Source organism: Chishuiella changwenlii, from assembly GCF_900142565.1.
GTDB lineage: Bacteria > Bacteroidota > Bacteroidia > Flavobacteriales > Weeksellaceae > Empedobacter > Empedobacter changwenlii.
The window spans coordinates 286,326-310,182 of record NZ_FRBH01000001.1; the positions used below are offsets into that span (position 1 = coordinate 286,326).

General features: G+C 30.4%; 18 protein-coding genes and 4 tRNA genes. 2 read left to right on the top strand and 20 right to left on the bottom strand.

Features of this window, described 5'->3' with window-relative positions:
- Positions 1–49: 49 nt before the first annotated feature.
- Together BUA86_RS01290 and BUA86_RS01295 are read left to right on the top strand one after the other, a co-directional pair.
- Positions 50–1,300, top strand: coding sequence for a type IX secretion system plug protein (locus BUA86_RS01290; protein WP_072929108.1), 1,251 nt, complete (start codon positions 50–52; stop codon positions 1,298–1,300).
- A gap of 164 nt (positions 1,301–1,464) precedes the next feature.
- Positions 1,465–3,090, top strand: coding sequence for a dihydroxyacetone kinase subunit DhaK (locus BUA86_RS01295; RefSeq protein WP_072929110.1), 1,626 nt, complete (start codon positions 1,465–1,467; stop codon positions 3,088–3,090).
- 57 nt (positions 3,091–3,147) lie between these two features.
- Here BUA86_RS01295 and BUA86_RS01300 read toward each other — a convergent pair whose 3' ends face one another.
- The 20 genes from BUA86_RS01300 to BUA86_RS01395 all read right to left on the bottom strand — a co-directional run bounded on the left by BUA86_RS01300 (position 3,148) and on the right by BUA86_RS01395 (position 23,798).
- Entirely contained in the window at positions 3,148–3,744 is a 597-nt protein-coding gene (locus BUA86_RS01300; protein WP_143147213.1) for a PH domain-containing protein, read from the bottom strand.
- Positions 3,728–4,159 (bottom strand): RNA polymerase sigma factor, encoded by a 432-nt coding sequence (locus tag BUA86_RS01305; protein ID WP_229731815.1) that lies wholly within the window; start codon positions 4,157–4,159, stop codon positions 3,728–3,730. Before BUA86_RS01305 ends, BUA86_RS01300 begins: the two co-directional genes overlap by 17 nt.
- Positions 4,160–4,233: 74 nt before the next feature.
- Complete coding sequence (locus BUA86_RS01310) at positions 4,234–4,497, bottom strand: hypothetical protein (RefSeq protein WP_072929116.1); 264 nt, start codon at positions 4,495–4,497, stop codon at positions 4,234–4,236.
- Between the two features lie 73 nt (positions 4,498–4,570).
- Positions 4,571–4,978, bottom strand: coding sequence for an NUDIX hydrolase (locus BUA86_RS01315; RefSeq protein ID WP_072929118.1), 408 nt, complete (start codon positions 4,976–4,978; stop codon positions 4,571–4,573).
- An 82-nt stretch (positions 4,979–5,060) separates the two neighbouring features.
- Entirely contained in the window at positions 5,061–6,737 is a 1,677-nt protein-coding gene (locus BUA86_RS01320; RefSeq protein ID WP_072929120.1) for a S41 family peptidase, read from the bottom strand.
- Between the two features lie 12 nt (positions 6,738–6,749).
- Positions 6,750–7,466 (bottom strand): outer membrane beta-barrel protein, encoded by a 717-nt coding sequence (locus BUA86_RS16025; RefSeq protein WP_072929121.1) that lies wholly within the window; start codon positions 7,464–7,466, stop codon positions 6,750–6,752.
- Between the two features lie 220 nt (positions 7,467–7,686).
- Positions 7,687–9,357 (bottom strand): S41 family peptidase, encoded by a 1,671-nt coding sequence (locus tag BUA86_RS01330; protein ID WP_072929122.1) that lies wholly within the window; start codon positions 9,355–9,357, stop codon positions 7,687–7,689.
- Positions 9,358–9,369: 12 nt separating this feature from the next.
- A complete protein-coding gene (locus tag BUA86_RS01335) occupies positions 9,370–10,086 on the bottom strand; it encodes an outer membrane beta-barrel protein (protein WP_072929124.1) in 717 nt (238 codons plus the stop codon).
- A gap of 518 nt (positions 10,087–10,604) precedes the next feature.
- Positions 10,605–10,681, bottom strand: a tRNA-Asp gene (locus BUA86_RS01340).
- Positions 10,682–10,740: 59 nt separating this feature from the next.
- Positions 10,741–10,814 (bottom strand) — tRNA-Asp (locus BUA86_RS01345).
- A 46-nt stretch (positions 10,815–10,860) separates the two neighbouring features.
- A tRNA-Asp gene (locus tag BUA86_RS01350) sits at positions 10,861–10,934 on the bottom strand.
- Positions 10,935–10,978: 44 nt separating this feature from the next.
- Positions 10,979–11,052 (bottom strand) — tRNA-Asp (locus BUA86_RS01355).
- 128 nt (positions 11,053–11,180) lie between these two features.
- Positions 11,181–11,498 carry a thioredoxin gene (gene trxA, locus BUA86_RS01360; RefSeq protein WP_072929126.1) on the bottom strand — a complete coding sequence of 106 codons (318 nt, stop codon included), beginning with the start codon at positions 11,496–11,498 and terminating at the stop codon, positions 11,181–11,183.
- A 110-nt stretch (positions 11,499–11,608) separates the two neighbouring features.
- Complete coding sequence (gene dnaE / locus BUA86_RS01365; protein ID WP_072929128.1) at positions 11,609–16,009, bottom strand: DNA polymerase III subunit alpha; 4,401 nt, start codon at positions 16,007–16,009, stop codon at positions 11,609–11,611.
- A gap of 157 nt (positions 16,010–16,166) precedes the next feature.
- Positions 16,167–18,428: a hypothetical protein gene (locus BUA86_RS01370; protein WP_072929130.1), complete on the bottom strand. Its 2,262-nt coding sequence runs from the start codon at positions 18,426–18,428 to the stop codon at positions 16,167–16,169.
- 44 nt (positions 18,429–18,472) lie between these two features.
- Complete coding sequence (locus BUA86_RS01375; protein WP_072929132.1) at positions 18,473–19,195, bottom strand: protein kinase family protein; 723 nt, start codon at positions 19,193–19,195, stop codon at positions 18,473–18,475.
- 162 nt (positions 19,196–19,357) lie between these two features.
- Positions 19,358–20,578 (bottom strand): bifunctional folylpolyglutamate synthase/dihydrofolate synthase, encoded by a 1,221-nt coding sequence (locus tag BUA86_RS01380; RefSeq protein WP_072929134.1) that lies wholly within the window; start codon positions 20,576–20,578, stop codon positions 19,358–19,360.
- 99 nt (positions 20,579–20,677) lie between these two features.
- Positions 20,678–21,838 (bottom strand): Na+/H+ antiporter NhaA, encoded by a 1,161-nt coding sequence (gene nhaA / locus BUA86_RS01385; protein ID WP_072929135.1) that lies wholly within the window; start codon positions 21,836–21,838, stop codon positions 20,678–20,680.
- A gap of 28 nt (positions 21,839–21,866) precedes the next feature.
- Positions 21,867–23,081, bottom strand: coding sequence for a sterol desaturase family protein (locus BUA86_RS01390; protein ID WP_072929137.1), 1,215 nt, complete (start codon positions 23,079–23,081; stop codon positions 21,867–21,869).
- A gap of 3 nt (positions 23,082–23,084) precedes the next feature.
- Positions 23,085–23,798, bottom strand: coding sequence for an alpha/beta fold hydrolase (locus BUA86_RS01395; RefSeq protein ID WP_072929139.1), 714 nt, complete (start codon positions 23,796–23,798; stop codon positions 23,085–23,087).
- Between the last annotated feature and the right edge of the window lie 59 nt (positions 23,799–23,857).

A 23,857-nucleotide genomic window follows, 5' to 3' on the forward strand; every position in this document is an offset into this window, starting at 1 on the left:
TTTACCAAAACACATGCCCTTTTTGTATTTTTACAATAAATAATTATAAATGAGATTTTACACTGTAATATTCTATTTTTTAGCAACATGCATTTTTGGTCAAGTAGAAGAGATTAATCCGCCGAGAAACATCAAAACACTTCAGGTGTTTAACCCACAAACAAATGATAATACACCTATCATACGATTAAATTCGGGTGAATATCTATTCTTTTTGTTTGATGATTTAGATGCAGGCTACAAACGTTATCAATATTCTATAGAACATCGAAATGCAGATTGGACACCATCTAATATTTTTCAGTCAGAGTTTTTAAATGGTGTTAATACAGATTATGCAAGAATACATAAGAACTCATTTAATACTTATCAGCGCTATACTAACTATCAAATAAAATTTCCAAATGAGCAAATGAATATAAAACTGCCAGGAAATTATATTATAAAAGTATTTTTAGAGAATGATAACAATCCTATTCTTACACAACGTTTCGCTGTTTATCAACCCATAACAGATGTTGGTGTAATGGTTTCTCGTTTTAATAATCCTACAAAAAAAGAATTAAATCAACGATTACAGGTTCAGGTTGCTAGCGGAACACAAGATTTATTAGAAGTTCCTGATGGAGCAAAATTATTTCTGATGAAGAATAATAATTGGAAAGAAGGTTTCTTTATTAATAGACCTACATTTTCAAGATCAAACTTATTAACATATAGCGATACAAATATTTTATTTAATGGTGGAGCTGAATACAATTGGTTCGACAATAAAAATTTAGAAGTACCAAGTTTAACAACAGAAAAAGCTTTTAGAAAAGATAGCGTATTTCATACTGTTTTACGAGTAGACATTCCGAAATATAATTTACCCTATGATGATTTTCCTGACATAAATGGAAATTATTACATTAGAAATAACCGATTTGGAAATGAATACATTGCAAATTCAGAAGCAGATTATTCTTGGGTTTATTTTGCTTTAGATGCGTTCGAAGATCAGAATGGGTTATATGCACCTTATGTGGTTGGAGCGTTTAACAATTGGAAGATTGACGAAAATTCTAAATTAGAAAAAGATGATTCTGGTCTTTGGGTAACTGAACTATTCCTAAAACAAGGTTATTACAATTATCAGTATGTCGTAAAAAATACAAAAACTGGACAGATAGACCCTACTTATGTTAGTGGAAGCTTTTGGCAAACAGAAAATCAATATCAAGCATTATTTTATTATCGCCCATGGGGGCAACGATATGATGTTTTGATGGGATATGGATCTGGAAATTCAAGAAATTAATCAATAAAAAAACCTTCTAGTTTAACTAGAAGGTTTTTTTATTGATTAATGTAGAATATAATATTTAAATACTGATGATTAAAATTTTCTTAATTTATTTAAAATCAAATAAAAGACTATCAAATAGAATCTTATCTTTATAAGATCAATCACAAAATATAAATATGAAATCATTCGTAAATCATCCAAAAGATGTCGTAAAAGACGCTATTGATGGAATTTTAATTAATCATAAATTAGCAAAATTAGATCGTTTCCCAGAAATAAAAGTTGTTGTACGCAAAGACTGGGACAAATCTAAAGTTGCCATAATTTCTGGTGGAGGTTCTGGACACGAACCTTCTCATGCAGGATTTGTTGGTGAAGGAATGTTGACTGCTGCTGTTTGTGGAGAAATATTTGCTTCGCCATCTGTTGACGCTGTTCTGTCGGCTATTATTGCTGTAACAGGACAAGCAGGATGTTTATTAATTATAAAAAACTATACTGGTGACCGTTTAAACTTTGGACTAGCAGCTGAACAAGCTCGTGCAATGGGTTATAAAATAGAAACTGTTATTGTTGGAGATGACATTGCTTTAGAAAACGAAGTAAATAAAAGAGGCATTTCGGGAACTGTTTTTGTGCATAAAATTGCTGGTTATTATGCTGCGCAAGGAAAAAGTTTAGAAGAGGTTACAGAAATTGCAAACACAACAATTAAAAATACAGCGTCTGTAGGTTTAGCTTTAAATGAATGTCAATTATTTGATGGACAAAAGGAAATAAGATTAAATGAAAATGAAGCTGAGCTTGGTCTTGGAATTCATGGAGAACCAGGAGCTGAAGTAATTAAGTTGGATTCTCCTGATAAATTAATGAGTTTAATTACAAGTAAAATTGAACAGCATTTTAATAATTTATCAGATAAATATTCTGTTTTAATTAATAATTTAGGAACTGTTACACCTATTGAAATGAATATTTTAGCCAATTCATTTACTAAAACAAGTCTTGCAAAACAAACAACATATATCGTTGGACCAGGATTGTTTATGACTGCTTTAAATATGAATGGTTTTTCTATTTCTGCCATAAAATTAAATCCAGAAATAGAAAAAGGTTTATTAGCAGAAGTAGAACCTAGTGCATGGATAAAAGCACAGAAATTAACTTCTATTTCTATTGTTGAAACACCAAAATTAAAAGAATTAATTCCTTTTAAAGCTTCAGAAAATGAACATGTAAAAGATATTATTTTATCTGCTGCAAATACATTTATAGCCATCGAAAAAGAAATTAATGAATTAGATGCTAAAGTTGGCGATGGTGATGCGGGAGCAACTTTTGCCCTAGTTTCTAAATCGATAATTAATTTAATTGATCAACTACCTTTAAATAACATTACTGAAACTTTAGAAAGCATCGGACGTATTTTTTCTAGAGAAGCCGGTGGATCTAGTGGTGTATTAATGTCAATTTTATTTATTGGAGCAGGAAATTATTACGAAGAAGATAATAATATTGGTAAAGCCTTACTTAGTGGTCTAAATAAAGTAAAAGAATACGGAGGTGCTAAAGTTGGTGATAGAACAATGATTGATGCTTTAGAACCTGCTTTTAATCTATTAGCAGAAGGAAAATCTATTGCAGAGGCTGCGAAAGCTGCAAGAACTGGAACAGAAAGTACGAAAGAAATTAAAAAAACATTATTTGGTCGTTCTTCTTATATTCCAGAAGAATTATTAAAAGGAATTCAAGATCCCGGAGCTGAGGCTATGGCAAGAGTTTTTGAACAATTGACAAAATAATATCATTAATAAAAATCCCATCAACTCTAATTTATTCTGTGAGTTGATGGGATTTTTTTATTCTTCTAATTCCTCTAAAATTTGTTTGATCTGTTCTAGTGGTTTTGCATATAATTTCTTTATCCACCATCTCAACATCCATATGCATATTACGGCATATATAATTAGTGTTGAAATAATATATACATATAATTGCCAAAGCGTATCAAAATGTAAAAAAGTCTTTTTTTCCATGTATACAATTCCAAAAAACATAACAATTAGAATAGAAATAATGTAACTATATACCTTAAATATTTCGATAGAAAATTTATAATTGTAATAAAACCAATTGATGTTTTTAAGAGAATTGTATTCTAATTTATAAGAGTTTCTATAAAAATTAACCAATATTCTTAGTGGAAGAATCATGATAAATACATAGCACATAATTACAAACCAAACTAAGGGTGTTGCAATATCAAAAATAAATGGATAGAGTAATAAAAGAGGAAAACTTGTTAATTGAAAGAAAAAATCCTTTCTCATTACTTTTCTAACTTTATCTATAATTGTATTGGCTTCTTTATGATTTTCAAAATCTTTATTAATTTTAATATCATCAGAAGATTGTTCTTTCCATTGTTCTTTTAATTCATCAAAATTCATAGCCATAAGTTTTTATGATGATTTGTATTTTTTCTTTTGTTCTATTTAATTTTACGCGAGCATTAACTTCTGTAATACCCAAATTAGATGCAATTTCTTTGTGACTTTGCCCTTCTAAAAAAAGAAATATTAACGCTTTTTCTACTTTATTTAGCTCATGAACAGCTTTATAAAATAACTCTAATTGTGTTTCTTTTTCTAGCGTATCTGTTTCATCTACTTTATCTAGATTTTCTAAAAAAGTATAACGATCAGATTTTTTTTTCTCTTTTTTGAAATATGTTAAAGCTGTGTTTAATGAGACACGATACATCCAAGTTGAAAACTGACTTTTTGATTGAAAACGTTCATAAGATTTCCATAGTTGTAAAACAATTTCTTGAACCAAATCATTTTGATCTTCAATATCATCCATATACATTTTGGAGACTTTATGCAAAATCCCTTTATGTTGATCTATCAGATTTAAAAACTCTTGCTGTGTTTTCAAAATTATTATTTTACTTTTTTCAATGGAATTTGTTCGTCATCAATAAATAACACACAGTTTAAACCAAAAAATTCTTGTATAATATTAGCTTTTATTCTCAATTTATTTCCTTCAGAATTTTTTAAATGTCCTGTAAGAATAGGAGAGGAGAAATAATTTACTTGAAAATCTTGTAGTTTTTCATTTACAAATAACTTTTCTCCTGCGAACCAATTATTTTCAATTCTAATCACATTATCTTCTAAAGTTGCTTCCCAAATAGATTTCATCTTTTAATTATTTTAGTGTTTATTAGTTAGTATACAACTAACTATAATGTTACATAAATTTTAATAAAAAAATTTAAAACTTCATCTTAAGCCAAATTGGTAGACTAAATTCTCTTAATAAATGGGCGAATTGATAGTCTTTATAATCTTCTTTTGTTATCCATGCTATTTCTTCTATTTCGGCGTCTATCTTTATTGTATTTATAGAATTTAAGTGTACATGAAAAATAGTCGCGTTTACTAATGTATTTTCTTCATTAACAGCATTTGTAGTGTAAGTTCCTAAAAAAGATACTTTATGTAAGTTAATATTGATATTTATTTCTTCTTTAAATTCTCTTTCTAAAGCTTGAATTGGTTTTTCAGCACCGTCAATTTTCCCACCAACCATTTGGAAATAAATTGATTTATTTTTTCTTACAGCAAGCATTCTTCCCTCATTATCTGTTACCAATGCATTGGCTAAATAAAGATTCTTCATATTTTTTTATTAAAAATCTAAAGTATAAAAAAATCTGCCTCAGAACTGAGACAGATTAATTTATCACTTGTTTTATATTTTACTATTTAGAAGACAAATATTTTATTGCTTCATTTAGAACTCTATCAACAAAAGTTGTTGGGCTTGTTTGCATTGCTGTTAATTCTTCGTTTGTTGGTGGAGTGACATAAATATCTGGTCTTACACCAATTCCTTCTATTACTTCTCCTTTTGCATCTTTAAATGCCATTAATGGCATATAGAAATTTAGTCTACTACTAGCTACACCATCCATTAGTCCTCCATTAAAATCATCAGAAATACCTAATCCTGCCGTTGCTCCAATGCTATAATCTCCTATACTCATCACGTGATTTCCTTGAGATTTCAACATTAGAGTGGTAATTTCTGACATACTCATACTTTCCTTATCTGTTAAAATAGCAATCGGAATTGATGAAGGAATATTAAATTGATGTGGATTTGTTCTCATTTCTATCCAAGGTGTATAATTAAATTGTCCATTTCCTTCTTTTGTTCTCTGATAACCAAAAATCTCATTCTTCGTAATAAATCTATCCGAAAAGAAACGAGCATCTAAAACCAATCCTCCATCATTACTTCTTAAATCTAAAATTAACTTCTTAATTTCTCCACTATGTAGAGGGTTTAAAAATTGTTTATAAAATGGCACTTTATTAAGAGCATTATAAATATCCATCTGAAAAAGACCAAGAGCGTGTCCAACCATTACATGATTATACATGTTATTTCTAAACCAAACAATATACTCCAATGTTTCATAAGTTAAGACCGATGTATAAACAGAGCCACTTTGATAATCAACTAAGTTGTAAGAACTATCTAATGCTTTAGTCGCAGCATTTACAAATTGATCTGAAACGATTTCTGTCGCTTTAAATTTTGTTATTTCATTATTAAATGTAGCAACCTCTTCTGATTTTGGAAATTTGTTCCACTCATTTAAAAGATTAACTGTAAAATCTCTTACTTTTTTACGTGTAGCAACATCTTGTATTGAGTTTAATTCTTTACTATTATCTATTTTATCAACTGTAAGGTATAATCCTCCTCCATTATCAGGTGTAAGATATTTATCTTTTAGCTGAATTTGAAATTTATTTGCTAACTGAAAATCAGAAAATGCAAAATAATATATATCCGAATTAGAGTTTAAATATCCACCTATTGCAAAATCTTCTGAAATAAAAGAACCAGGAAGTACTCTATCTTTCATATAACCATATTTACTTATAAAAGGATAGGTATTATTTTCACTTTCTTGGGATAACATTCCTCCACTATACTTCGTATAATCGTATGAATTTTTATTATTTTTTTCCAGATAAATATTCACATAAAAATGCTTGTCGATAATTGGATCTATTATTTCTTGAAAATACTGTTTCGCTTTAAGGTAATCTTCATATATCTCTTTTTCGTCATCTGTAGCTCTACCGAATGTTTTTAATGCCTTAAACTTAGGTGAATATTCACTGTAAATGCTATTCCAATTCATCCCATCTCTTCTTTTTTGCTCATGGAAATAATTATAACGTTGATCCATAGTTGTCCAAAAAACATCAAACAGATCTGAATAGGATTTAATATCTTGAATTGTATATCGTGTAGGTTCTGTTATTGATAAATCATCATTATTTACACAAGAATTAAATACTAATATAGAAGATAGTATAGATAATCCTAAAAATAGGAATCTTTTAATTGCTTTTTTCATAATTTTTGATTGTTAATTAAATTTATAAGTAAGACCAGTTGATAACATATAAGAATTAATCGTCATCTTTTGATTTCTATTTATATTATCTTTTTTTATATCAGACAAACCATATTGATAATTGTAAGATACATAAACTCCAAGTTTATTAAATGAATATCCTAATTGAGCTTGTCCTTGAAGTCCATATCCGAATCTTCTTAAATTATTTTCATTCTCTTTAAAATCGTACTTATCAGAAACTTTCACATGGTTATGAGATCCATCAGGCTGTTGATCAAAAAAAACAGGATATTGCCCTTCTCTTTTCATCGACAACCAATAATCAGTGTACATTCCTCCTGCCACTTTAATCCAAACCCCATTAGATTCATTAGGATTGTTAATTAAATATCCACCAATAAGTAATGGTAAAGAAAGGAATTCATTGTCATATTTTGTGTACCAACCAGCTCTTGCACCAGTTCTAGTAAACTCATAATTCTTTTGCAAATAAGAAAATCCACTGGAAATGAATAAGCTTTTAAAAATTGATAGTTCTGCTGATAAATTGGCTCCGAAGCCATAACGACCAATATACTTAGAATCTATAAGATTAGATAAATTAGTATTAAGTGAAGAATATGTATACCCAGCATCTACATTTAATTTAAGTTTATTCTGCGCAAATAAACTTGTACTAAAAAATAAAATACTAACGTATAACACATTATAAAATTTTCTTTTCATTAGGTAGTGAGTTAAATTTAATAATTGTTAAGTTCTACAAATATATCTTTTTTTTCTAAAAATTATGTTAAAAATCAAAAACAGATAAGTTTAACTAATTAAATAACAATACATTAAAATAGAAAATAGATTATAATCTAATCATTAAAAAATCCGTTTCAAAAAAAATGAAACGGATTTTTGGTGTTTTATTTATAAGGTTAAATATTACTCCTATTTATTATTTAGAAGACAAATATTTTATTGCTTCATTTAAAACTCTATCAACAAAAGTCGATGGACTTGTTTGCATTGCAATTAATTCTTCGTTTGTTGGTGGCGTAACATAAATATCGGGTTTTACTCCAATTCCTTCTATCACTTCCCCTTTTGCATCTTTCATTGCTAATAATGGCATATAAAAAGTTAATCTACCACCTATCGCATCTCTTGTTCCTCCATTAAAATCATCAGAACCACCTAATCCTGCTGTTGCTCCTGCACTGTAATCTCCAATACTCACAACATCATTACCTTGCGATTTCAACATTAATGTCGTAATCTCCGACATACTTGCACTTCCCTTGTCTGTTAAAATTGTAATTGGAATATGTGCTGGTATACCAAATTTATGTGGATTTGTTTTTGCTTCTACCCAAGGCGTGTAATTAAAGCGTCCATTTCCTTCTTTGGTTCTTTGATAAGCGAATATCTGGTTCTTCGTAATAAATCTATCTGAAAAGAAACGAGCATCTACAACAGCTCCTCCTCCATTACTTCTTAAATCGATAATAATTTTCTTAATATCTCCTTTATGTAATGGATTTAAAAATTGTTTATATAAAGGTCCTCTATTAATAACAGCTACCGCAGCATCTTGAAATTGTGGTAATCTATATCCCCAAGTTACATGCGTGTTCATTTCTGTTATAAACCAATTTAAATAAGGAATAGTTTCTGTTGTTGTAACCGAAGCATACGTTGAAGAACTTAAATAATCGATTAATGATCTTGATTTAGTTAAAGCATTTTGAGCTGCTGATGTAAATTGATCAGAAACAATTTCCGTCGATTTAAACTTAGCTATTTCATCATGAAAGGCTGTTACATCTGTAGACTTTGGAAATTTATTCCATTCATTTAAAATATTTACTGTAAAATCTCTTACTCTTTGACGAGTTGCTGGATTAGTTATAGCATTTAAAAGTTCACTTTTATCTATTCTCTCTTGTGTTAAAACTAAACCATTTCCTTCATCTGGACTTAAATATTTATCATTTAAGTTAATTTGATAGTTTTGAGATAATGAAAACTGAAGAAAAGAAAAATAATAAATATCGGGATTAGAGTTTAAATATCCTCCTAATGCATAATTAACAGAGTTAAAAGAGTTAGGAGCAAGTTTACTTCTCATATAGGGATATCTCATAGCAAACGGATATCTGTTAACTCGTTCTTCGCTTATCATTCCTCCATAAAAAGTAGCTGTAAAATTAACCCCATTACTTGTTGCTGGTAATGCTATTTGTACATTGAAGTGCCGATCTATAATTGGATCTATAATTTCTTCGAAGTATTGTTTTGCTTTTAGAAAGTCATCATTTACTTCTTTATCGTTATCTGTAGAACGACCAAACGTTTTTAGTGCTTTAAATTTTGGAGAATATTCTCTGTAAATAGCACTCCAATCCATTCCGTCTCTTCTTTTTTGTTCGTAGAAATAATTGTATCGCTGATCCATAGTTGTCCAAAAAACATCAAATAAATCTGAATAAGATTTAATATCTTGAGCTGTATATCGTGTAGGTTCTGTAATTGCTGTATCGTCATTATTCACACAAGAACTTAATAAAGTAAAAGATGATAACATTGATAAACCTAATACTAAAAATCTAGTTTTTATTTTTTTCATAGTTTGTGTTTTTTAGTTGAATTTATAAGCTATACCTGCAGAAATCATATAAGAGTTTCTAGTCATCTTCTGATTATCACTAATGTTATCTTTTGTCATATCAGATAAACCATATTGGTAATTATATGAAGCAAATACATCTATCTTATCTAACGAATAGCCTAATTGTACTTGTCCTTGTAAACCAAAACCTAATCTTCTTAGATTATTTTCATTTTCCTTGAAATCGTATTTATCAGAAACTTTTGTGTAGTTAAAAGTTCCATCGGGTTGTAACTCAGAAAAAACAGGATATTGTCCTTCTCTTTTCATTGTTAACCAATAATCCGTATACATTCCTCCTGCTACTTTTACCCAAACACCGTCAGACACGTATGGATTATTAATAATATATCCACCAACAAGTAATGGAAGAGATACAAAGTCGTTATTGTACTTTGTGTACCATCCGTCTCTTGTTCCTGTTCTTTCAAATTCATAATTTTCTTGTAAATAAGAAAGTCCTGTAGAAACAAATAAACTTTTCCAGACAGGTAACTCTACAGAAACGTTAACTCCAAAGCCATAGCGACTATTGTATTTGGAATCTACTAGATTTGATAAATCTTGATTTAATGAGGTATAAGTATAACCTGCATCTACTCCTAGTTTAATTTTTTTTTGTGCGAATAAGCTTGTGCCTAATAATACAGCACCAACGCATAACACATTGAGAAAAGTTTTCTTCATAAAAGAGATGATTTTTTAATAGTTTGTTAATATTAATTTAAATGTAATGAATAAAATATTAAATTTTCTTAATCAAAACCTCCTCACAAGCAATACATAATCATTTATTTAGCTAAAAAATAAACATTTAATTAAATAGATAATTTATAATTTTCTATCTATCAATAATTTGAGTTATTAAAATCAATTCCAAATAACAACATGGGTTAATTTTATAAAATTTTGTTAAAATCTGAAATAAGTTAAAAAAGATGACAGTTTTTATAATCTTAAGTTTATTTAAGATGCGAAGCTGATATACAGTAGAATAAACAAAGATTACTGAAATAGATATAAGGTTTAAGTTATCTAACTTCGTTTTATATTATTTTAACCGCAAAGGACACAGAGAGTGCTAAATATTCCCATAAGCTAAGTAAATATATAAATGATGTTTCGACAATTTCTTAATCTATATTAAAACTGAATAATAGAAATAAAAAAAGCCTCACAAATTATTTTGTGAGGCTTTAAAAAGTTGGCGATCCGGACGGGACTCGAACCCGCGACCACTTGCGTGACAGGCAAGTATTCTAACCAACTGAACTACCGGATCAGTTTGTTTTTTTATTATAATTTTCTTGATCGATCTAAAATAGAAAAAAGAAATAGATGCGATCCGGACGGGACTCGAACCCGCGACCACTTGCGTGACAGGCAAGTATTCTAACCAACTGAACTACCGGATCAGAAAATTATAAAATAATATATTTTTTAAGATTTTTAAAAAAATTGCGATCCGGACGGGACTCGAACCCGCGACCACTTGCGTGACAGGCAAGTATTCTAACCAACTGAACTACCGGATCAGAAATTATAAAAAATATATTTTGTAAAAGAACGAAACTTTTTGCGATCCGGACGGGACTCGAACCCGCGACCACTTGCGTGACAGGCAAGTATTCTAACCAACTGAACTACCGGATCAAAATCAGTACTGATTTCGGATTGCAAATATAGGCGTAATTCTGAACTTTCCTAAATTTTTTGCAAAAAAAATCTCGTAAATTTAACTTACGAGATTTTTACATTTCATTATCAGTAATTTAAATGAATTATAAAATTGCATTTAATTTTTCTACTAATTGTTCTTTTGGTACAACACCAACAACTTTATCTACAACTTCTCCATCTTTGAAGAATAAAATTGTAGGAATGTTACGGATTCCATATTTTGCTGCTATTTCTTGGTTAGTATCAACATCTACTTTCCCTATAACTGCTTTTCCTTGATATTCCGTAGCTAGCTCTTCGACAACTGGACCTACCATTCTACAAGGACCACACCATACAGCCCAAAAATCTACCATTGCTGGTTTTCCTGACTCTATAATATCTGATGCAAATGATGCGTCTGTTACTTCTACTGCCATAATCTTATATTTTTTATCTAATCTTGTGTCTACAAATCTACACAAAATTTTAGTTCATCAAAACTTAGGTTTATATAATCTGTCAATTATACAATAGAATAAACGTATAATTAATTTAATTTAAATGATATTTCTTGCAGTTCATCAAGTTCTTGAAGCAAATCTCTGCAAATGTTAATTTTTAATTTATTTGCAGATAAGTCTAAATTATTTAGATGATCTTTAGGATCGATTAACTGAATTCTTAACGATTTGTCTCCTTGATATTTGAACATTATTGTTGATAATTTAGTCAGAACCTCCTCAGAAAAATCATTTACTTCAATTTTAATCGTCATTTTCTCCGATTGCTTCTCAACAATTTCATTTAGCAATAAAATATTTGTAATGTTCTTGTAAACTCTTCCTTGTGTAACGTTTCCGTCTTTGTCTTTAAATTCTTTTTTCGTTATACTCAATTTCAAATTCAAGAACATATTTTCTTGCATGTAATGTCTGTACTTTAAATAATCTGAACCAAAAACCATAATGTCCATCGCATCTGTATAATCGCTAAAAGTGAAAATCCCAAATTCGTTTCCATTCTTCGCTATTCTGTGCTGAATATTCGACATCATTCCACAAATTGAAACTTCTTTATTTGCAAATTGATCTTCGTTTGCATTAATATCAGAAATGCTACAATTAGATGACATTTTTAACTCGTGTTTAAAGTCGTCTAATGGATGAGATGAAATGTAAATTCCTACTACTTCTTTTTCTTTAGAAAGTCGTTGTAACATGTTCCATTTCTCGCAATCTGGTAATGCAGGAACTACATCTTCTATCACAGAGTCTCCTCCGAAATCTCCAAAAAGAGATGTTTGAGAAGAGTTTTTCTGTTCTTGATAATTTCCTCCGTACTTAATTAACTTTTCTAAGTTTGTAGTGGTATTCTCTATATAAAAATAGCGTCCTCTATGAAATTCAAACGAATCAAAACCACCCGCTAAAACTAAATTCTCTATTGTTTTTTTGTTAACAGTTCTTAATTCGACTCTTTTCACGAAATCATAAATATCCGTAAAAGGTCCATTCTCTGTTCGTTCTTTAATAATAGAATTTACGGCAGCTTGTCCCACTCCTTTTACTGCTCCCATTCCGAAACGAATCTCGTAATTCTCGTTTACGTTAAACTTAGTAATAGACTCGTTAATATCTGGTCCAAGAACATCTAATCCCATTCGTTTACACTCTTCCATGAAAAATGTAACTTGTTTTATGTCGTTCATATTATTAGAAAGCACAGCAGCCATATATTCGGCAGGATAATGTGCTTTTAAATAAGCTGTTTGATAAGCAATCCAAGCATAACAAGTTGAGTGTGACTTATTGAAAGCATAAGATGCAAAGGCTTCCCAGTCTGTCCAAACTTTTTCTAATACTTTAGGATCATGTCCTTTTTCAGCAGCTTGTTCAACAAATTTTGGTTTCATTTTATCCAAAACTGCTTTTTGTTTTTTACCCATTGCTTTACGCAATACATCGGCATCACCTTTAGAGAATCCTGCTAGTTTCTGAGAAAGTAGCATTACCTGCTCTTGATAAACTGTAATTCCGTAAGTTTCTGCCAAGTATTCTTCCATTGCTTCTAAATCGTAAGAAATTGGTTCTTCTCCATTTTTACGACGAACAAAGGATGGAATATACTCTATAGGTCCTGGACGATAAAGGGCATTCATCGCAATTAAATCGGCAAAAACTGTTGGACGAAGATCTTTCATATACTTTTGCATTCCAGGTGACTCATATTGGAATACTCCAACTGTTTCTCCTCTTTGGAACAGTTCATATGTTTTTACATCATCTATCGGAATTTCGTCGGCATTAATTTCAATTCCAGTTCGTGCTTTTATCAACTTAATGGTATCTTTAATTAAGGTTAATGTTTTTAAACCTAAAAAGTCCATTTTTAATAATCCTGCGCTTTCAGCTACAGAGTTATCGAATTGTGTTACATATAAGTCAGAGTCTTTTGCTGTTGTTACAGGAACGAAATTAGTAATGTCATCTGGGGTAATAATTACTCCACATGCATGTATTCCTGTGTTACGAACAGACCCTTCTAAAATTTTAGCTTGTTGTATTGTTTCTGCCGCTAAATCGTCTCCGTTAGATAAACGTTTCAGTTCATTAACAGCTTCTAATTCTTCTGGCCGAAGCGCTCCTTTTAGTGCATTTTCATCTAAATTGAAGATTTTAGCTAACTTCATATTCGGAATTAATCCTGCAACTCTGTTGGCATCAAACAAAGGTAAATCTAAAACACGTGCCGTATCTTTTATAGAAGATTTCGCTGCCATTGTACCATACGTGATAATTTGAGCTACTTGATTTGAGCCATATTTATCTATCACATAATCCATAACTAATGAACGTCCTTCATCATCAAAATCGATATCAATATCGGGCATGGATACACGGTCAGGATTAAGAAAACGCTCAAAAAGTAGGTCGTATTGTATAGGATCTAAATTGGTAATTCCTAAACAATATGCTACTGCTGATCCTGCTGCTGATCCACGACCTGGACCAACCGAAACGCCCATTTCTCTTGCTGCTGCAATAAAATCTTGTACAATTAAGAAATACCCAGGGTAACCCGTTTTCTCAATTGTTATTAATTCAAAATCTAAACGTTCTTTTATATCGTCTGTAATTTCTTCATAACGTCTTTTTGCACCTTCGTACGTTAAATGTTTTAGATAGGCATTTTCTCCTCGTTTTCCTCCATCTAAATTATCTTCTTCATGAAGAAACTCTTTTGGAATATCAAATTTCGGAAGTAATACATCACGATAAAGTGTGTATTCTTCTATTTTATCTATTACTTCTTGAATATTGACAATTGCATGCGGAACATCCTGAAACAATTGTTTCATTTCTGCTTCCGACTTAAAATAATATTCTTGATTTGGTAAACCAAAACGAAAACCTCGTCCACGACCAATTGGCGTAGCTTGTTTCTCTGCATCTCTTACACATAATAAAATATCGTGCGCATTAGAATCTTCTTGCTTTACGTAATATGTATTATTTGTTGCAACTAATTTTACATTATGTTTATTAGCAAAGGCAATTAATGTCTGGTTAACGCGATCTTCATCTTCTTGACCATGTCGCATTAACTCGATATAAAAATCTTCTCCAAATTGATCTTTCCACCAAAGTAGTGCTTCTTCTGCTTGCTTTTCTCCAAGGTTAAGAATTTTATTTGGAACCTCACCTTGTAGATTTCCAGATAAAACAATTAAATCTTCTTTGTATTCTTCTATAACAGATTTATCTATTCTTGGTACATAATAAAAGCCATTTGTATAAGCTTTAGAAGCCATTTTTGCTAGGTTATGATACCCATTTTTATTTTTTGCAAAAATTACAATTTGGTAACCATTGTCTTTTTTTGTTTTATCTAAATGATTTTCACACACAAAAAACTCTGAACCAATAATTGGTTTTATTTCAACTTCTGTAGGTTCTTGTCCTTCTGCTATTAATTCTTCGTTTTTAGCTCTGGCAGCTTTGTTATGATTCTGCACTTCTGAGTTAAAATGAAATGCACCCATCATGTTACCATGATCTGTCATTGCAACAGCTGGCATTTTATGTTTTGCTGCTTCGGCAACTAAATCTCTTACAGAAATTGTAGACTGTAAAATAGAGAATTGTGTATGATTATGAAGATGAGCAAATTTTGCTTTTTCAAACTTTTCTAAGATTTCATCAGAAATTTCTACAAGGTCATCGTCACCTTCTTCTTTTGCTTTTTTCTTCGCAATTGTTTCAGAAGCTTTTTTAAGGTTGACATGATTTAAACCAACTGGCTGAATATTCGTCTGATTAATTTCGTTGAAACGAACAAAATAATCATCTTCGACTTCTAATTCAGATTTTGTAAAAATTCTTTTACGTATTAATTCGAAAAAGCATCGTGTAGTTGCTTCCACATCGGCAGTAGCATTGTGCGCTTCTCCAAATGGAACACCAAATAAATATTGATGTAATTCTGTTAACGTTGGTAATTTATAGCGACCTCCACGTCCACCAGGTAATTTTAATAATTCTGCTGTAACTTCTGTACAGGTATCTAAGACAGGAATTTCGGTTAAGTTATTTTCATAATTTAAACGATAAAATTCGGCTCCCATAATATTAATATCGAAACCTAAATTTTGTCCAACAATAAATTTAGCTTTTCCTAAAGCTTCATTAAACTTGTCTAGAACTTCTTTTAAAGGAATACCTTTTTCTGTAGCTAAATCTGTAGAGATTCCATGAATACGTTCAGAATCATACGGAATATCAAAACCATCTGGACGAACCAAATAATCTTGATGCTCTATTAACTGTCCCATTTCGTCGTGTAACTGCCATGCTATTTGTATACATCTTGGCCAGTTATCAGAGTCAGAAATAGGAGCATTCCAATCTTTAGGAAGACCAGTTGTCTCTGTATCGTATATTAAGTACATTGATTTTGTTGTTTGAGTATGCAAAATTACGAAATTCTTATCATAAGATTTCGTTAAGTTAAATTACAAAAGATGCACTTAAAATCCTAAAAAAGTTATGCAGTTTCTGCTTAAAAAAATAGCGCCCCAAGTTGGGACGCTATCCTCATTTAACAAACTACTTGAATGATTTTACTCCAGTCTTTATTATGGGATTTACAACAGCATCATTACAGTTAATTAAATTAACACGTAAGTACTGAGCATCTCCATAATTACATCCCTGGCGTTTCGTTTGAATCTTGATAACTAATCTACCTTGGTATTCGTTATACATTCTATCTATTTCGTAATAAGCCATATTTGAACCATAATGGCTGAATTTTAATTGTGAGTTAGGTATATCATTTACAGAAACAATACTTAAAATAGGATTGCCTTGACTATCTACAATTGGCTGTCCTTGCTCATTTCTTAATTGTTCTCCAAATTCTGTAACTTCTGCAAATGAAACATCATAAGTTGTACAATAGTCCATTGTTTGAATGGCTAAATAATCTGCGGCACAAACTGTTGTTATTTGCTTTGGATCTGTTTGTCCTTCGAATAACATTTGAGGATTTATACGAACATCGTATACATAGAATTGATTTCCTAGATTAACATTTACTGTATTAAACTGTTCTATTTGAACTTTATCAAAAGGAATTGAAATTGGTGAAGAAATCACAATTTTCTGACCTTGTGTTAGTCTTAATAAACCTAAATCTAATAATTTAAATTGATCTAAAGTTTGGGTTCCTACTTGTGTATCTCCTAAATAATATTTTATTCTATAACTTGATAAATTAAGAAGTCCCAACGTAAGTATACTCGCATTTTCCGTCCCTAAAGTAATTTGTACTTGGTCGCCTGGACGAGCATTTTGACGAAAACGTACATTTAGAAACTGTTGATTAAGAACACCTGCTGTTGTATTAAAAACTGCAAAACTATTGTAATCATTATCCACTGCATAATAAGGATAATTTACAGTTGATAATGCTGTAGCTAAGTTTAATCCTGCAGTTGTATTTCCCCAATTTACATCTTCCACAAATTGATTTAACGTAATTGGGCTGTTCACTACATTTACTCCATTCTGAGTAGCAGGATATGCTACGGGAGGATTTACAGTTATTGGATTATTATTTGCGCATGAATTAGTTCCAGGATTAATTTCAACCTCATCTTCAATGTAAGCATGAAAGACAGTTGCTTGGTCTGCTACACCTAATAATGAACTAAGTATAATACGAACACCATTATAAGGTACAGAAGCACCATTACTAGCAGCAGGAATAAAAGAATATTCGAACACATTATCACCTTTTAATAAATCTAATAATCCTCCTTTTACAGAAAAAGTATTTCCAGAATTTAATGTGTTTGAAGATGTATTAATTGCTGCTAAACTAGCTGCATTACGACCTACAACAGAAATTCCTCCTATTAATTTTAAGACAGAATATTGTTCTCCAAGTTTTATTGTTACTTTCTTATTTCGTAACTCTTCACCCGTATACAATGTTCCATCTGGTTTTGTAAAATATAAATCTATACCGACTGTTCCAATACCTAAAAGAACAACTCCTCCTGCTAAAGTCGCATATTGCGAGCGATCTCCGTTTACTGCATTACCAGCATTATTCACGGCACTTAAACCAGATGCCCAACCATGCTGATTTGTCGCATATCTTCTTTGCTTCGTTAAGTTACAGTTATTTAAATCATATACAATTAGTTGTAAAGTTGCAAAACTTTCACAACCAGCTAAAGTACCTCCAGTACTTGTTGTTGTCGCTTTATATGTAAAATAATATTCTCCTTTCGGAAGATTTGAAATTACTCCTGAAACTATATTTCCTGCTCTATCTGTAATTTGAAAAGTTGATGGTAAACTTCCTGTAGCAGTTGGTAAAGTAAAGTTTGTTCCTTGTTGTATAGCAAATGAATTTCTACCATCTGGAAAAGAAATAATATTTTGCTGTTGCACTTGTACAGTAACAGCAGGCGAATAATCTAAATTCGTAACGCCTCCTAAGAGAGTTGATCTCGAAAATTGTCTTCTAACTAAAATTGTCTTTTTTAATCCATTAATAGTTATTTTATTTCCTCCATCAATTAAGAAATCTACTAATACTTCCCCAGCACTTTCATTTGTAAAGTTTCTCCATGTAGCTCCGTTATCAGAACTCAATTCCCATGCATAGGCTGTAGTTACTCCTAAACCTCCTGCAGCAGTTCCTGCCACAAGATTATTAACTGCAACAGAACCATTGTAACATGTATTCGCTCTTTCTACTGCTATAGTTCCTGGATTAAACGTTTGTCCATAGACCAATCCAAAAACTAGCAACGTAAAAATGCTATAAATATATTTTTTGATACTTCCATTCATATTGTAATAATTTTTAGATTATTAAAATGATTAACTTTTGCTAACTATTTATTTTTTATTACAATGTTCATAAACGTACCTGTTCTTATAATTGAATTGCTTTTTACTTTATATTTCAAAATACCATTTGCATCTAGTTTAATCTCTTCAAAAACATTTGGATCTGCGTAGGTAACAAAATAATGATATGAAGTGGCTGGTTTAACTAAAGATTCTAATGTATCGTTTGGTGTAACAACTGTTCCTACTGGTAAACTAGGATTCGTAGGATCTGTAATACTAGATATTATTGGAGTAGTAAATTGATTTTTATAAAGGTTATATAAATTAACAATGTATTCTCCTCCTACGTATGTATAATCTGTATTTGTTGTGTCTACTATTCTTGTATCTGTTGTCGCTGTTGGTAAAACGACAGATGGCATGTAAAAGAATTTTGGTGGCGCTGCAATCGAAGTTTCTGAAACATTTTGCCATCTAGTTCCTGTAAAATAATAGAACCCTTCAGTAGCCATCGCATTGTCAGGTGTACCTGAAGAAACATCATCAATAAAAACTAATGTAGACTTTTCTACATTCAACATAGATTGCGCTCTTTGTCTACTAACTCTTGGAATTAAAATTCCTTCTACGTTGGTTAAACTTCCTGTCCTATTTGTTGCAACGACATCTAATGTTGCTCTTGGATTTTCAGTTCCAATACCTACCTGCGCGTAAGTACTTAAAGAGATAAAAGTTAATACGATAAATAATAAATGTTTCATCATGATCATTTTTTGTTAGTTAGGTTTATATCATTATTAAAAATGGAATCTATTTTCAAATAAACAATAAAGTATAAAGTTCATTAAAAAATTTGAAAAATAAAAAAAAACACACCAAAAAGTGTGTTTTTTTTATATCCTATTGATTTATAAACTAAATCTATCTCAAACTACCTCTGCTACAACGAATGTACTTCCTCCGATATAAATTAAATCGTGTATTTTTGCATTACTTTTTGCAGCATTTAGTGCTTTATAAACCGAATCAAAAAAATGTTTATCTTTTATTTCTTCTGGAATAATTTTATACAGTTCATCTATACTATATTTTCTAGGAACATCTGGTTCACAAAAATAATAAGTTGCTTTTTTAGGAAAGAAATTTAGAATTGATGTTACATCTTTATCATTAACAAATCCTAATACCAAATGCAATTGATTATATGATTGTTCATTTAATTGTTTTGCAACCTCAACCAAACCGTGTGGATTATGTGCGGTATCTGCAATAATTAATGGATCATGACCTAAAACATCCCAACGTCCTCTAAGATTAGTATTCTTAATAACGTTTAATAAACCAGCCTTAATGTTATTATCTGATATTTCCCATCCTTTCTTTTGCATTTGCTCTATAGCAGATAAAACAGTTCTCTTATTTTTAATTTGATATGTTCCTTTTAAATCTGAAGGTAAATCTTGAAAAAATTTATCTTCAACAAAAATAATTTCTGCATTTCTATTCTTTGCTACTTCTGTAAAAACTGGTTTTGTTTCGCTTGTTGTTTCACCAATAATAACTGGGGTATCGGGTTTTATTATTCCAGCTTTTTCAAATGCAATTTTATCTAATGTGTCTCCTAAAAATTGTGTATGATCTAAACCTATATTAGTTATTACAGCTAATTCTGGTAAAATAATATTTGTTGAATCTAATCTTCCACCTAATCCTGTTTCTATAATTGCTATATCAACTTCTTGTTGTGCAAAATACTCAAAGGCCATTGCGATTGCAATCTCAAAAAAAGAAGCTTTTTGATTGATAATTTTCTCTTCATGCTTCTCAACAAAATCAATCACAAAACTCTCTTCTGCCATTATTCCATTTACACGAATTCTTTCGCGAAAATCTTTAAGATGCGGAGATGTTGTTAATCCAGTTTTATAACCTGCTTCTTGAAATATTGAAGCCAACATATGAGATGTACTTCCTTTACCATTTGTTCCTGCAACATGTATTGATTTAAATTTCTTTTGCGGATTTCCTAAGTATTCACATAAAGCTGTTATATTGGTTAAATCTGCTTTCATTGCAGAAGCCCCTACACGTTGAAACATTGGTAAATTTGTAAACAACCAATCGATTGTTTCTTGATAAGTTTTCATCTATTCAAATAAATTTACACGAATATACAATTCATCTCCATAAAAAAATCGAATTTCTCAAAAGAAAAATTCGATTTTTAATATGTTTTATCTTGATTATTAATTAGAATAATCTTGTTTATTCTTTAATAAAACTTTCAATGTAAAGAAACCAACAACCGCAGCAGTTAATGATGCTACGAGAATCATTAGTTTAGCTTCGTTAATATAATCTGGATCTGTAAAAGCCAACATCGACACAAAAATAGACATTGTAAATCCTATTCCACCAAGAATACCAACACCAAAAACACGTTTAAAATTAACCGCAGTTGGTAATTCACATAAGCCTAATTTTACAGCAATAAATGTAAATAAAGTAATTCCAATAGGTTTCCCAATTACCAATCCTAAGAAAATTCCAGATGCTAAAGGCATACTAAAATGTTCTAAACTTCCACTATCTATTGTAATAGCAGTATTCGCTAACGCAAACAGTGGTAGAATAATAAACGCAACTGGTAAATGTAAAGCGTGTTCCATTTTTGCTGATAATGACTTGGCATCATCTTTATCAAATGGAATTGTAAATGCAACTAGAACTCCTGCAATTGTTGCATGAATACCAGAGTGTAACATAAACCACCAAACGGCAATACCACCAACTATATAAAATATACTATTTTTAATTTTTGCTTTGTTAAGTGCAAATAGAACTAATAGGATTGCTATAGCAATTCCGAATTGTGTAAAATCTAATGGTAATTCTGGATTTGGATAAAACAAAGCAATTACTATAATTGCTCCCAAATCATCTATAACAGCCAAAGCTGTTAAAAATATTTTTAAGGATAAAGGAACTCGTTTTCCTAACATTGTAATGATGGCTACTGCAAATGCAATATCTGTTGCCATTGGTATTCCAAATCCACTTATTGTATCTGTTCCATTATTGGTTAAAAAGAAAATGAATGCAGGAATTAGCATTCCTCCAAGTGCAGCAAATATTGGTAAAGTGGCTTTTTTTATACTAGATAATTCTCCTACAAATATTTCTCTTTTTAGTTCTAAACCAATCAAGAAAAAGAAAATTGCCATTAATCCATCATTAATCCAATGCGATAAATGATGTCCAAAGACATTTACTTCCCAAATTCCATGATACGATGATGCAAATGGTGAATTGGCTAAAATTAATGAAAATAATGTGCAAAAGATTAAGATGATACCTCCAGAAGTTTGACTTTTGAAGAAATCTTGAAAAAGTTTAGTTGATAGCATGATATTTTTTAAAGGTTATCCAAAAATACTAAAAAATTTTCAAAACCTTTTGTTGATACCATTTACTAAAATTAAAAATTCTTTCTATTATTAAAATTAAAATGAAAGGAAAAATTAAAAGATAATAATAACCTGATTCATAAATTATAAATAAGCTAAAAATTAGAAAACGAATATGTTCTAAATACGGAACCCATCTCTTCTGTTCTAATTGTGCACCAATATTAATTAATGTGATTAAAACAAAGGCTGTTCCTGTTAATAATGTTAAACTGTCAAGAGAGCTATAAAAATATGTCATTGCTAACATTGTACTAAATGCTACAAAAACCTGAATATTTAAATAAGTCTTAAACGGAAAATGATAACCATCCTTTTTATTCTTTGATAGCCATTTTTTTTCTATCTCTGGTCTAATATCCTGATCCATTACAGCAGGGCTACCGAAATAAATTTTTAATTTTCCTTTTATTGTTTGCTGTCTTTTGGCTGCTTCATACAATTCTAAATAATAATGAAAATGTTGCCACAAGAAACTATAACTTTTAATAGGATGAGTTAACCCATAGTTGGGCTTTTCTTCTTCTGCCTGAAAAGTTCCAAATAATTTGTCCCAGAAAACAAAAACATCTCCATAATTTTTGTCTAGATATTTTTCATCTGATGCATGATGCACACCATGTAATGATGGTGTTATTAATATATGTTCTAGCCATCCTAATTTACCAATTACTTGTGTATGTGTAAAAAATGAATAAACACCATGAACAACCAATATCGCCATTACCAAACTTGGATGAAACCCAACAAAAGGAAGAACACACCAAAATACATTACGTACAATTGCTTGTAATGTCGTAATGCGTGCTGCAACGGTATAATTAAATTCTTCTGATTGATGATGTACAATATGTGCTCCCCAAAAAATATTAATTTCATGTCCTAAGCGATGGTACCAATACCACACAAAGTCTGTTGCTAAAAGCATTACTATCCAAATCCACCACGTATTGGGTAAAGTAAATAAACGGTAATTATCGTAAATAAATATAAATAGTTGATAAAAACTTCCCGTAATAAAGAGGTTAAGTAATCGTTCTGCAATACCAATGGAAATGTTAGAAATAGAACTTTCATATTTAAATACATTTTTCATTTTCTTACGCTTTGCAATCTTATACTCTAACCAAACAAATAAGAAAAAGGCTGGAATTGCAAATGCTAAATATGCTGAATTTTCCATAATCTATGCGGATAAAAATTGTGTCAAAAATTTATTGAATACATGTGGTTGCTCCATCATAGGAACATGTCCACAATTATCTATATACTCTAATCTAGAATTAGGTAGATGTTGATAAAACTCTTCTGCTACTTCTGGAGGCGTAACATGATCTTGTTTCCCCCAGACCAATAAAACAGGTCGACTAATTTTATGTAAAACATCTTTTAAATTTTGTCGTTTTGCATCGCGCGCAATTGCAATAAGTGAAAGTGCTTTTAATGGATTATTTGCTGTTGAATAAACGTCATCTACTAGCTCTTTTGTAATGACCTCTTTGGTTTCAAAAACTTCTTCTACTTTAGATTTTATATAATCGTAATCTTTTACTCGAACAAAAGAAGCACTTAGTGTATTTTCGAATAATCCTGAACTACCTGCTAAAACAAGTTTTTCGAAGTTATTTGGATTTTTTAACGCATAAAGTAATGCGACGTGTCCTCCAAGTGAATTTCCGATAAGAATAGGATTTACTATTTTATTTTCTTTTATATATTTTTCAACATAAAATACAAGCTGTTCTAAAGAATTTCTACGAACAGAACGATTGAACAGAGGTAATTCTGGTGCATAAACGTTATATTCTAAACCTATCGTTTCAATAACTGTTGACCAATTACTAAGACTTCCAAACAAACCGTGAAGAAGAATAACATCTCTTTTTGGAATTGTATCCATAGTTACATTTATTACTTATTATGCAACAAATGTAAAAAAATAATTTAAACTCTACTTAA